This is a genomic window from Algoriphagus oliviformis (genome assembly GCF_017254915.1).
GTDB lineage: Bacteria > Bacteroidota > Bacteroidia > Cytophagales > Cyclobacteriaceae > Algoriphagus > Algoriphagus oliviformis.
The window spans coordinates 158,492-170,925 of record NZ_JAFKCT010000010.1 but is presented as its reverse complement, the minus strand read 5'-3'; the positions used below and the strand labels follow the sequence as shown (position 1 = coordinate 170,925).

Annotated in this window: 11 protein-coding genes; 4 read left to right on the top strand and 7 right to left on the bottom strand. The window is 52.1% G+C overall.

Annotated elements, in window-relative coordinates; translation table 11 throughout:
- Positions 1-103: 103 nt before the first annotated feature.
- Entirely contained in the window at positions 104-1,564 is a 1,461-nt protein-coding gene (locus tag J0A68_RS19500; RefSeq protein ID WP_206579926.1) for a Gfo/Idh/MocA family protein, read from the top strand.
- A 58-nt stretch (positions 1,565-1,622) separates the two neighbouring features.
- Here J0A68_RS19500 and J0A68_RS19495 read toward each other — a convergent pair whose 3' ends face one another.
- From J0A68_RS19495 to J0A68_RS19475, 5 genes are all read right to left on the bottom strand, one after another.
- Positions 1,623-3,320, bottom strand: coding sequence for an OmpA family protein (locus tag J0A68_RS19495; protein WP_206579925.1), 1,698 nt, complete (start codon positions 3,318-3,320; stop codon positions 1,623-1,625).
- A 2-nt stretch (positions 3,321-3,322) separates the two neighbouring features.
- Positions 3,323-4,294: a deoxyhypusine synthase family protein gene (locus J0A68_RS19490; RefSeq protein WP_206579924.1), complete on the bottom strand. Its 972-nt coding sequence runs from the start codon at positions 4,292-4,294 to the stop codon at positions 3,323-3,325.
- Between the two features lie 100 nt (positions 4,295-4,394).
- The gene (locus J0A68_RS19485; RefSeq protein ID WP_206579923.1) at positions 4,395-5,021 is read right to left on the bottom strand and encodes an OmpH/Skp family outer membrane protein; all 627 of its coding nucleotides are present in this window, start codon (positions 5,019-5,021) and stop codon (positions 4,395-4,397) included.
- A gap of 96 nt (positions 5,022-5,117) precedes the next feature.
- The gene (locus J0A68_RS19480; protein ID WP_206579922.1) at positions 5,118-6,020 is read right to left on the bottom strand and encodes a histone deacetylase family protein; all 903 of its coding nucleotides are present in this window, start codon (positions 6,018-6,020) and stop codon (positions 5,118-5,120) included.
- Positions 6,021-6,095: 75 nt separating this feature from the next.
- Positions 6,096-6,653: a hypothetical protein gene (locus J0A68_RS19475; protein ID WP_206579921.1), complete on the bottom strand. Its 558-nt coding sequence runs from the start codon at positions 6,651-6,653 to the stop codon at positions 6,096-6,098.
- 97 nt (positions 6,654-6,750) lie between these two features.
- Between J0A68_RS19475 and J0A68_RS19470 the strand changes: the two genes are divergently transcribed.
- Positions 6,751-7,230, top strand: a complete 480-nt coding sequence (locus tag J0A68_RS19470; RefSeq protein WP_206579920.1) for an AlbA family DNA-binding domain-containing protein — start codon at positions 6,751-6,753, stop codon at positions 7,228-7,230.
- Here the strand turns inward: J0A68_RS19470 and J0A68_RS19465 are convergent.
- Positions 7,174-7,539, bottom strand: a complete 366-nt coding sequence (locus J0A68_RS19465) for a phage holin family protein (protein ID WP_206579919.1) — start codon at positions 7,537-7,539, stop codon at positions 7,174-7,176. The two genes, J0A68_RS19470 and J0A68_RS19465, sit on opposite strands and share 57 nt — an antisense overlap.
- A gap of 146 nt (positions 7,540-7,685) precedes the next feature.
- On the opposite strand from J0A68_RS19465, the gene J0A68_RS19460 reads away from it, so the two are divergent.
- Both J0A68_RS19460 and J0A68_RS19455 read left to right on the top strand, forming a co-directional pair.
- Positions 7,686-8,435 (top strand): acyl-CoA desaturase, encoded by a 750-nt coding sequence (locus J0A68_RS19460; protein ID WP_206579918.1) that lies wholly within the window; start codon positions 7,686-7,688, stop codon positions 8,433-8,435.
- A 356-nt stretch (positions 8,436-8,791) separates the two neighbouring features.
- Positions 8,792-9,121, top strand: coding sequence for a BlaI/MecI/CopY family transcriptional regulator (locus tag J0A68_RS19455; RefSeq protein WP_206579917.1), 330 nt, complete (start codon positions 8,792-8,794; stop codon positions 9,119-9,121).
- Positions 9,122-9,188: 67 nt separating this feature from the next.
- Here J0A68_RS19455 and J0A68_RS19450 read toward each other — a convergent pair whose 3' ends face one another.
- Positions 9,189-12,380 (bottom strand): S41 family peptidase, encoded by a 3,192-nt coding sequence (locus J0A68_RS19450; protein WP_236025681.1) that lies wholly within the window; start codon positions 12,378-12,380, stop codon positions 9,189-9,191.
- Between the last annotated feature and the right edge of the window lie 54 nt (positions 12,381-12,434).

The window sequence follows — 12,434 nt, the reverse complement described above, 5'->3', positions numbered from 1 at the left end:
GAAAAGGATCATACCTTTTGTCATTTTTTCCCTCCGAGAGAATTTTAAATCCCTTCTTTTGATAATTTGAAACTCAACTGTCTAAACTCAACCTGAAATAATCATGGAAAACAAACCTTCCAACCCGGAGCAATCCTCCAGAAGAAGTTTCATAAAAGGCTCAGCGCTGGCACTTGCCGGATTCTATATCGTGCCAAGACATGTACTCGGCGGCCCGGGCTACATCGCTCCCAGCGATAAGCTCCGCGTGGCCAGCATCGGTGTGGGCGGCATGGGGGGCGGCGATGTCCGCGGGATTTTCGCTTCTGGCAAAGTCGACATGATCGCCCTCTGCGACGTCGATGATACCCGTGCCAAGCAAAGCCGTGAAGCCCATCCCAAGGCGGCGTACTATAAAGACTACCGCGTCATGCTGGAGAAGGAGGAAAAAAACATCGACGCCGTATCGGTCTCTACCCCCGATCACATGCACGCCGTGCAGGCCATGATGGCGATGAAAATGGGCAAGCACGTGTATGTGCAGAAACCCATGTCACACGATATCTACGAAGCCCGGATGCTGACCGAAGCAGCCGAAAAATACAAAGTGGTCACCCAAATGGGCAACCAAGGCTCCTCTGGAGACGGCGTCCGACAAATGGTCGAGTGGTACAATGCCGGCACCATCGGAGAAGCCATCAAAGTGTACTCCTGGACCAACCGACCTGTGTGGCCTCAGGGCATCGAGTGGCCCAAAACTCCCGTAGCTCCTCCCGCAGACCTGGATTGGGACCTGTGGCTGGGCACCGCTCCATACAAGGACTACGTAGGCAATCTGGTGCCCTTCAACTGGAGAGGCTGGTGGGACTATGGCACAGGCGCCTTGGGTGACATGGCTTGCCATATCATGGAGCCTCCTTTTAGAGTCCTCGGTCTCGGCTATCCCAAATCCGCCGAATGCTCCGTGGGCTCAGTCTATGTCGGTGAGTTCAAGCAGGGCTATTTCCCAGAGAGCTGCCCTCCTTCCTCCCACATCACGCTGCGCTTCGATAGACCTGGCAAGCCAGATTTGGAATTCCACTGGATGGACGGAGGCATACAGCCTACCCGTCCTGAAGAACTGGAGCCGAACGAAATCATGGGTGATGGGGGAAATGGCGTGATCATCGAAGGCACCAAAGGCAAAATGATGTGCGCCACCTATGGAGCAAACCCCAAACTATTGCCTACCAAGAGAACCCAGGAGGTCAGCGTCCCTCAGACAGAATACCGAGTTCCAGGAGGGGATCGCGGCCACTACAACAACTGGGTGGAAGCCTGCATCGGCGGCTACGGATCCGAGGAGTATAAAAAGCTCAGTTCCCCATTCTCCGTGGCCGGCCCACTGACCGAGTCAGTATTGATGGGAAATCTCGCCATCCGAAGCTACGACTACCGCGTGCAAAGGGAAGGTGCAAACAACCAGTTTGACTATCCAGGCCGTGGAATCAAGCTGCTGTGGGATGGACCAAACATGAAGATCACCAACTTCGATCCTGCCAACCAGTTTGTAAAAAGAACCTATCGCGGAGACTACTCACTCTGATAGATGAGCGAGAGGACAAAAGAAAAGGGCTTCCGGATAATCCGGAAGCCCTTTTGATTTATTCCACCGCCAGCTCGACCCGCCGGTTTTTTGCCCGGCCCGACTCGGTCGCATTGGAAGCGATGGGGCGCGTACCTCCCCAACCGGAAATCCGTAGGCTTTCGAAGTCCACTCCCTTGTCCACCAAGAAATCCCTGACACTTCCCGCCCGCTCCAGCGAGAGCTGCTTGTTCAGACCTGGATCGCCTACGTTGTCCGTATGGCCATTGATTCTGATCGTGATTTCGGGGTTTTCGATAAGGAATTTGGCCAAATCTGCCAAGCTTGCCTCGGTTTCCTCCCCTTCGAGTTCCGCGGTTCCCCTTTTGAAGTTCACGTCCTCCAGCAAGACCGTACTTCCAGCCTCAGCCTTGGTGAGCAGCACCACGGTTTCGGTTTTGGTATCGAAGCTTTCCACCAGCACCTGCTTGGGAAAATAACCCGGCGAGGAAACCTTCACCGAGCTGATGCCCTTGGCTTTCAACTCGGAAATCAAATATGGCTCCTGAAAGTCCGCCGCAGCGGTTCCGGATTGCCAAGCCAGACTAAAAGACAATTGCACCTTGTTTTTGGCGTCGATCGCCAAAAAAGACACAGGCGTTTCGACCTCTTTTTGAGGTTCGGAAATCGACGAAGCGGGGTTTGCCACCGCCAGCGTCGGAGTAATGGTGTTTTGGCTAGGTATTTTCGTAGAGTCGGTCATGGGGATCTCCACCGGCTGTACCTCCGAAAGCTGAACGCGAGCAGGCACTGCGGGCTGGGCAGGCTGTAGGCTAGGTTTGATCGGCTTCTCCACCACAGCCTCCGGCGCGGCCACAGCGACGAATTCCTCTGGGATCACCAATGGCACAGGCGTGGCAAAGGTCATCAGATCGGCAAAGCCATCGCTGTTTTGCGTACTGGTCCATACGATCTCATCCTGGTCGAGGAAGGTGATGGATGCGTCAGACCCATTGGAGCTGATCTGCTCCCACTTTTCAGGCTTACTCCAGCTATCCCAGGATTCCCCCATCTTTTTGGCAATCAGGATATCGCGGCCGTTTGCGCCCATGTGGGAATTGGAGGAAAAATACAGCTGATTGCTTTTTGGGTCAAAATACGGCCCGGTCTCCTGACCGAAGCCATTGATGGAGGATCCGAGGTTTTTCAGCTCAGACCATTGGATCACCCCGGTTTTTTGGGCAACATAAATATCCTCATTGCCCAATCCCCCAGGCCGTTTTCCCGCAAGGAAAACCAGTTTCCCTCCCTCGGCGACCCTGCCGGTCAGAGTTCCCTCAAAAGAACCCAAACCCGGAAAATCCACCTTGCGGAGGTAGTTCCAGTCCGCACCAAACTTGGAAAACTGGTGGATAGAGGTTTCGCTGCCTTCTTTTCTCAGCACCAAGAGGGTCAGCACATCCTCGAGTCCCAAGACCAAGTCATAGCCCGCGGTACTCAAGTCTGCCCGATGGGCAGCCTCTCCCCATTCTCCAGACTCGTCCTTGCGCGTCTCCCAGATATCTCCAGGGTCGGTGGCGCCGCCAAGGTTGAGCGGATGGAAGGCTCGGGTGAAAAGCAGGGTATTGTCACCTATCCAGACTGGGTTGGTGTCGTCGTTGGGACTGTTAGCCCCAGAGAGGGAGCGCAGTTCTTGCGCTTTGGAAGAGAGGGAAAAGCAAAAAGCAAGCAGCACCAGGCCGCTTGCTTTCAGAATATGGGGTTTTGAATTTTTCATGCTTATTGATCCAACACTATGGCGAAAATCAGGGGCGCCACGATGGTTGCATCAGATTCGACAATGAACTTTGGGGTCTCCTGTCCGAGCTTGCCCCAGGTGATTTTTTCGTTGGGAACGGCTCCGGAGTAGGATCCATAGGAAGTGGTCGAATCAGAGATTTGGCAGAAGTAGCCCCAAAGCGGAACATTGGTGCGCTGCAAATCCTGGTGCAACATCGGTACCACGCAGATAGGGAAGTCTCCTGCAATTCCCCCGCCAATTTGGAAAAATCCAATGGTACTTTCTTCGGAAGCGTTCTTGGTGTACCATTCGGCAAGGAACATCATGTACTCGATTCCAGTACGTACGGTGTGTACTTTCTTGACGTCACCGGAGATCACGTGGCCGGCAAACATGTTGCCCAAGGTAGAATCTTCCCATCCAGGAACGATGATGGGGAGGTTTTTCTTGGCAGCTTCCAGCAGCCAGCTGTCTTTGGGATCGATTTGGTAGAATTGCTCCAGCTTGCCCGAAAGGAGGATCTTGTAGAAAAACTCGTGGGGAAAGTAAGCTTCGTTGGCTTGGTCAGCCTTCACCCATTCCTCCAAAATCACGTCTTCGATGCGGCGCATCGCTTCCATTTCCGGAATACAGGTATCGGTGACCCGATTCATGTGGCGCTCCAGCAGAGCCTGCTCTTCGGCGGTGGAAAGTTCGCGGTAGTTGGGCACGCGCTCGTAGTAGTCGTGGGCCACGAGGTTAAACACATCTTCCTCCAGGTTGGCACCGGTACAGGAGATGATCTGGACCTTGTCTTGGCGGATCATCTCGGCCAGGGAGATTCCCATCTCGGCAGTGGACATGGCGCCGGCGAGGGTCACCATCATTTTGCCACCGTTGTCCAAGTGGGCTTTGTACCCCTCGGCAGCGTCTATGAGGGCTGCGGCGTTGAAGTGTCGGTAGTTGTGCTTTAAAAATTCCGTGATTTTCATTTCGTTCGGGTTTTTCGATAGTGCCGCAAAAATACCCAATTTTTACCCACAAAAAAACCCGGAGAAGCTCCGGGTTTCAGTGACTGGCTTGAGGCCGATCTTATTTTTTCGCAGTGGAATCGGCTGCAGCGGGTGCTGCCCCAGCTGGGTTGGCTGCGTATTTTTTGTTCAGGCCATCCACTACAGAAGCAGTGACGTCGATCGCCTCGGTGGCATACCACATCGCGCCGCCGCGGGTGTAGCTCAGGATGATGTCGATGTTGTTCTCTTTTGCGTAGTCCTTGATGTAGGTCTGCACCTGCTCGTACACGTCATTCATCAGTTTCGCCTCGTCAGCGGACAGCTCCTGCATGAGGTTGTTGCGGTAGGTCATCAGGTTCTGCTCTTTCTGCATCAGTTCGTCTTGCTTGGCGCGGGCCTGGTTTGGAGTCATGTTGCCTCCTGTTTGCTGGAAAGTAGCCACTTCCTGCTCAAAACCTCTCGCTCTGGACTGCAGGTCAGAATCAAATCTCTTTCCCTTGGAAGTGATCTCTTCAGACATCTTCTTGAAGTAGTCATACTTGTTGATCACGGAGTCGGTATATACATAAGCCACTTTCATGTCTCCGGCGGGCATCCCCTCACCTGAAGAGGCTGGCTCGGCTGTAGCGGCGGTTTTTTGGTCACATGAATAGAAAAGCACTGAGGCAAGTGCGAATACTCCTAAGAATTTTAATCCTTTTTTCACTTTTAATACGTTAAGGTTGACTGGCCGCAAATATATAGAAAGTATTGATTTTGCAAGAATTGGGCAGAAATCTGTCCGTTAATTTCGGTTAACCTTTTAGAAATAGAGCTCCTGCGCCAGTCGGTACACCTGCGCATGCCCCTCCACGATGTCCTTGATCTGTCGGGAGTAACCCCCGCCCATGCAGCACATTACCGGGATTCCGTTTTTTCTAGCCAAAGTCAACACAAACCTATCGCGCTCCCTCACCCCAGCCTGAGTCAAAGCCAAGCGGCCGAGCTGATCCGTGGCCAATACATCCACACCGCTCTGGTAAATCAGAAAATCGGGCTCAAATTCTCCGAGCACCCGGGGCAGCGTCCCTGCCAAAATACCGCCATAAGCCACATCGTCTATGCCATCCGGCACGCCCACGTCTAGGTGGGATTTTTCCTTGCGGTGCGGGAAGTTCTTTTCTCCATGTATACTCAGCGTAAACACATCCCGATTGTCCCGAAAAATCTCCGCCGTACCGTTGCCCTGATGTACATCCAGATCCACGATAAGTACGCGCGTAGCCAGTTGCTTGCCCAATAGGTAGTTGGCGGTGATCGCGAGATCATTGAGCAGGCAAAATCCCTCCCCGCGATTGGAAAACGCATGATGCGTGCCTCCGGCGATATTCATCCCGATCCCGTGATCTAGCGCGTACACCGCCGCCTGAATAGAGCCGCTCGCAATGAGCCGCTCCCGCTCCACCAGCGCCACCGACTGGGGAAAACCGATGGCCCTGACCTCTTGCCTGCTGAGCTCCAGTGCATAGAGCCTCCTCAGGTAGTCGGCATCGTGGGTGTTTGCAAACCACCGCTCGTCCACCAGCGTAGGCTCGAAAAAATTCTCCCTAGTTAGCGTGCCCTCATACAGCAACTGCTCCGGCAAGAGCTCGTATTTCTCCATCGGGAACCTGTGCCCGAGAGGCAATGGGTGCGCATAGTATTCTGACCAAGCTACTTTGAGCATAAAAAAAGCACCGGCGACGGCCAGTGCGGAATTTGTCGTGTTTAAGTAAGGTAGCGTCTACACCAGCAAGCCGGCCTAGATCTCGTCCTCTTCAGTCTGGAAGGTATAGAGGGTGTCATCCAGCACCAAAGTATCGTCGTTAAATTCGCTCACGAAGCTGGAAATCACTTTTTCGTTGATCTCGTCCACATTGAGCGCCGCATCCAAGCCCACGCCATAATCATGGTTGGTGTCGATGTCCACAAACTCCTGGACTTTCACCGCTTCTTCTTCCTCCAGCTCCATGATGATCTCGGTGATAAACCAGCCCACTTCTTCTTCCTCGCTGCTCAGCGGCTTCATGTTTCCGTTTTCGTCTTCTTCGTAGGTAATCCCCTTGAAATTGGGGAATTTTTTGGCAGCTTCATGCTCGGCCAATTCATACACCTCGCTGGCATGGTGAAGCCTCAGCGTGTACAGGGCAGCGTCGTAGATTACCTCTCTGCCTTCAAACATCCCGACAAAATAAAAATTGACAAACTCGTCGGAGTTTTCGTCGTCGGGGATAATCTTAAAGTTCTTGCCGGACTTCTTGAGCTCGGCCTTTAAGCTATCTACGTTTTGTGGATCAAATCCGGGATTGGAAAAAGTCATATTCAAATAAACTAAGGTGGGTATTAAGGTCAATCTGGAGAGTAACGAATCTCACCAAATCACAGTTTACATTTAGATAAGAAATTAAACGAATAAAATGAAATCAGCAAAATTTGAGGAAGAATTTGTCAAAAGCCTAATTAGGCAAAAGGAGGGCGATAAATTGGATTTCAAACAGAAAATAACCTCGAAGGAAAAGATCGCAAAAACATTGGCTGGAATGGCCAACTCAGAGGGTGGATTTATTCTGATCGGCGTCTCCGACGACAAAAAAGTCATCGGCATAGACCCAGACGAGGAGCGCTACATGATCGAGTCCGCCAATGAGGAATTTTGTGTCCCGAGGATCTCGCTTTCCACGGACGAAGTCAAGCTCTTTGATGACAAAACAGCCGCCCAAACGGACCTCAACGAGAGATCGATCCTAGTCGTGGAAGTAAAGAAAAGCCAAGGGCCGACAGTCTACTGCAAAGACAAAAACGGACTCCTCAAATCCTACATCCGAGTCAATGACCAAACCCTAGCGATCCGAGCTGAGGCTGATCCCGAAGACACTGTTGATCAAACTGACCACTAGCGAAAAGCCCAAAGCCCACCAAAATCCCCCAACCGAGAAGCCAGGAACGAAATAGGCCGCGATGAGGATCACGCCTGCATTGATCACCAGCAAAAACAGTCCGAAGGTCAGCAGCGTGATCGGAAAAGTGAGGATGACCATGATGGGCTTGAGGGTGAAGTTGATCAAGATAATGACCGCCGCCAGGATAAAACCAGTCGTCCACGTGTCTATACTCACCCCCCTCATCAGATAGTCCGCGATCAGGACGGATATTCCTCCCAGGATGATCTTGGTCAGCACGGAGGTTCCGTTGTTTTTGGCACTCATATTAAATAGGTGTTTGAAAGAATAGAATCGAAAAAAAGGCCCGAACTGATATAAATCATCGCCCATTTTGCCTGCATTTTGCCTCCGGCACAGGATCAAAGCCAATCTAGCCTTATATTTGCAAACTCAATGTAAAAATTACCTCAGTGATTATCATTATCTTCTTCTTGCTTCACTGGTATTTCTCCCTGTTTTGCCAGAGTTTCTTTCTCCATAGGTACGCCGCCCACCAGATGTTTGTGATGAGCAAGTTCTGGGAAAAGTTCTTCTACTTCTTCACCTGGATATGGCAAGGTTCCTCCTACCTCTCTCCCCGGGCCTACGCGATCCTGCATCGCATGCACCACGCCTACTCCGACACCCCGAAGGATCCCCACAGCCCGCATCACACGGAAAACCTGTTTACCATGATGTGGAAGACCAAAAACATCTACAACGACTACTTCAGCTTCAAGCTGAAGCCCGAGGAGCGCTTTTCGAAAGACATCCCCGCTTGGAACGAGTTTGACCGATTTGCCGACAACATGGCCATCCGAGTGAGCTGGGTGTTGGTCTATGTGGCGATCTACGTGCTCTGCATCTCGGTTTTTGAGCTGCCCGGCACCCACTGGTGGATGTACTTTTTGCTGCCGATCCATTTTCTGATGGGCCCCGTGCACGGAGCGATCGTCAACTGGAGCGGCCATAAGTACGGCTACGCAAACTTTGACAACAACGACCAGTCCAAAAACTCCTTACTATTGGATGTTCTGATGCTTGGCGAGCTGTTTCAAAACAACCACCACAAGCTTCCAAACCGTCCAAACTTCGCGGTAAAATGGTACGAGTTTGACCCGACTTACCCCATTGTCAAGCTACTTCACGCCACCAAAATCATCCGTCTGCGTACTGCCTAGCCGACTCCAAAACACTCACAAAAAAGACCGCCGAAAGCGGTCTTTTTTATTGTCCAAAAGCGATAGCAAACCGAGGTCACCAATGCTTGGATCGTCAAGAATCTGGTGATGAAATACAAAAATATATCTGGCATCGTATTGGCTAGAAAGATTATAGTTTCAGCAAACAGGCGATCAACGCCTCTTTTCTGGATAAAAAAGCGAGAGTTTTTCAGGTCCTAAAACCTCAACTTATATAGTTTAAAATCAGGACCTTAGAATAACCCATCAACTAAATCGTATAAATATTATCTTAATTCTTTTGGAATTAAGGAACTAAACGAATAATTTTCTATTGATTTAAAACTTAACACCTTATGAAACCTTTAACTAGAGCGGAAGAGGAGATCATGCAGATCCTCTGGGATATCGAGCGCGGCTTTGTGAAAGATATCCTGTCTCCCATGACGGAGCCGAAGCCTGCATACAACACCGTATCGACCATCGTGAGAATCCTTGAAAGAAAAGGATTTGTCAGCCACAAGTCTTACGGAAAAAGCCACGAGTATTTCCCGATTGTCTCCAAAGATGAATACAGAACATTCATCATCAAGAGAATGCTGGAAGGATATTTCGACAGCTCGTTTGCGAAGATGTCCCAGTTTTTCAAAAACGACGAGTCACTGAACACCAAACAGTACCAGTAAGTCGTCAGAAAAAGAGCAAAAAAGAGCCCGATCTAACTGATGATCGGGCTTTTCCGTTTACCAGCCTTCAGTTTACGTCCTTGAGAAGTTCTTCCACCGCTTTTTCCAGCTGCTGGTCGATTCCCTGATCTACTTTGCCAGGCATATTTTTCACTTCAAACTGCGGCTTGGTTTCCTTGTTTTCCAGCCAATCTCCGGCTTTGTCCTTGGCGGAGATGGGCACCGCACCCCAGCGTGTCCCGTCTGGCAGCCCCTCCCAGCCCGCAAAAGAGCAGGTACCCGGCGTAGGCATCCCCACGGTTTTACCGATATTCAAGTCCGTGTAGCCACAGGCAAAGCAATGACCGTCCGAATAGTTTGCCTCGTTAAACATGGCCAGGGTCGGCTTTGTCCAGCGGGCTGTCGGCTCTCCACCCACCACCTTGTCGGCTGTCGCGTAGGTGAGGAAGGGATCTCCCGTGAAAAACATCGCCAAGTCCGCCACCAGGTCTCCTCCCCCGTTGAAGCGGGTGTCGACGATCACACCATCTTTTTCATAGTACTTGCCCATCATGTCCTCATACACATTTCGATAGGGCCCATCGCTCATCCCTGGTATGTGGACGTAGCCCAGTCGCCCCCCGCTGAGCCGCTCGACTTCCTCTTGGTTTTTTTTCACCCAGCGCTTGTACAGCAGCTGGCTTTCCGCCCCGAGTGAGATCGGCTTCACCGTATACTGCTTCCGATCGCCATTGTCCGGGTTTACCACTTCGATCAGGGTAAACTGGTCGGCCTTTCGATTGAGCAGCTTCGCAAAGTCAAAGTCGGCACTGACCAGCTCTCCATCGATGCGCTCGATGATCATGCCCGGCTTCACGCTGACATCGCTTTTGTCCAGCGGCCCGCCTTTGATGACTTCGGTGACCCTGATGCCATCTCCGGCAAAAGAATAATCCCAAAACACGCCCAAAGCTCCGGTGGCATCTGCCATCGGCACCGTCCTGCTATACCTCGCCCCGGCATGGGACACGTTCAGTTCACCCAGCATTTCGGATAGCATCTCCGCAAATTCATAGCTATTGCCGATGTGCGGCAGGTACTTTTGATACGCTGGATGGATGGCATTCCAGTCCACCCCATGCATGTCAGGGGTGTAAAACATCCCCTTGGTTCTCAACCAAACATGTTCAAATAGATAATCCATCTCGGCATCGCGGTCAAAAGCCATCTCTCCGGCGATCTTTACGCCTTCCTTCTTCATCGATTCCGGGTTGATCTTGGAGATGCTGCCGTCGGACAGCAGAAAGAGATTTTTTTGCTCCTTGTCCCACACTAATCTTCCCGAGTTGGCATCAAGGGCTATTTCCTGCTTGGTCTCGCGCGTCCTCAGGTTGGTACTCCAGAGGTTCATGCCTTTTTCGAAACGGGCCAGGTAGTACAGTTTCTCCCCGTCTTTGGACAGTACCGCGTCCCCCATATTGGAGGAGTGGATGGTCAGCCGAAGCTTTCGCTCTTCAAAGCCATCCCAGTCAAACCCGATAGGCTTTACCGCCTTTTCATCTTCGCTTTTGTCCGATTTGGCCTTGTCGTCTTCGGCCGGTTTCTTAGCTTTTTCGATCTCCTTCAGAAGCTCAAACTCGTCCTTGCTCAGGCGAAACTTGTCCCAAGCCGCCTGGTCAAAAAACATCGTGTACACGTCCTCTTCCATCCTACCGCTCGTGGCATAGCTTCGCAGCCCGTCCCGATTGCTAAACCAAATCATCTGCTTGCCCTCGTTGACCCACTTGGCATTGTCGTCGGAGTAGCCGCTTTGGGTGAGTTTGCGCATTGCTTCTTTGCCGGAGGCATCCAAGAGCACCACTTCGGAATTGGTCATAGTCGGTCGGTAGCTCGCCAACAGCCACTTGCTGTCTGGGCTCCAAGTGTAGTATTGGTCGCCATCACTCATATGAAACAGCAGCTCTGGCCCCATCAGGCTGACCGAAGTCTTGGAAGCGACGTCCAGGACTTTCAGCGTCCGTCGGCCTTCGACGTAGGCGAGCTTTTTTCCATCGGGGGAAAACTTAGGCAAATAGGCGTCCACTGCTACACTGACGAGTGGCTCCTCCTTGATCAGGGTTGACGCAAAGAAAAAGGGCTCCTCCGCACGCACCTTGGTAGCCTGAAAGATCTGCCACTTCCCGTCCCGCTCGGAAGAGTACACCACCGACTTGCCATCCGGAGCAAACTCCACGAAGCGCTCTTGCTCTGGTGTGTTGGTGATCCGCTTGGTAAGCGAGCCGTCCACGGAGGTGACAAATACCTCACCTCGGGCGATGAATGCTATTTCCTTCCCATCAGGTGACACGGACATTTCCCGAACCCCGCCGTTGATGGTGATATAGTTGTCCGGATTGGAGATGGATTGGGTGGAAATGGAGACCGACAGTTTCTTGGGCTCCTCTCCTTTTTTCAGGGTGTAGAGCTCCCCGTCGTAGCTGAAGCTCATCAGGCCCTGATCGGAGATGGAAAGAAAGCGAACCGGGAAGTTTGAAAAGCTGGTCAGCGCCTGCGGATTGGCAGGATCGGAGACTTGCATGCTGTGGACATTGAAGCTGCCGTTGGCCTCGCTGAGGTAATAGATTTCCGATTCGTCGGGCGAAAAGACCGGGTTTCGGTCTTCGCCATAGAAGCTGGTCAGCATCTTGTGCTCGTTTTTGGCCTGGTCATAGATCCAGATATCCCGAGCTATGCCCGACTGGTGATGCTTCCTCCACTCGTTTTCCCCTCCTTTTTTGTCGTGGTAGATCATCTTGGAGCCGTCCCTACTGCTCTGCACGTATTCCGCAGGAATCGTCCAGATCTGGTCAACGCGGCCGCCTCCTTTGGCCACCTCGTAGAGCTCGGGCTGGGAGCCGGTCGGATACTGACGATGGGCCGCATCATCCATGCGGGCGGCACCGAAGATGACTCGCTGGCCGTCGGAACTGAAGTCGTAGGGCATCTCGTCCGTGGAGTGGTAGGTCAGCCGAGTAGCTTCCCCGCCGCCGGCAGCCATGACAAAGACGTCAAAATTGCCATAGCGATCCGAGGCAAAGGCGATTTGCGTGCCATCCTTGCTCCAGACCGGTTTGAAGTCATGGGCTTCGTGGAAAGTCAGCTGGGTGGCCTTGCCCCCGGCGCTCGGCACGAGATAGAGGTCACCTTTATAGGTGAAAGCGATCTGGCTTCCATCAGGCGAAATGGCCGGGTAGCGCAGCCAGCTGGGAGCTGTTTGACCAAAAGTCGAGACTCCGCACATCAGCCCAAAGCCCAACAAAAAACCGATAACTCTTTTTTTCATAGCATAATGAAG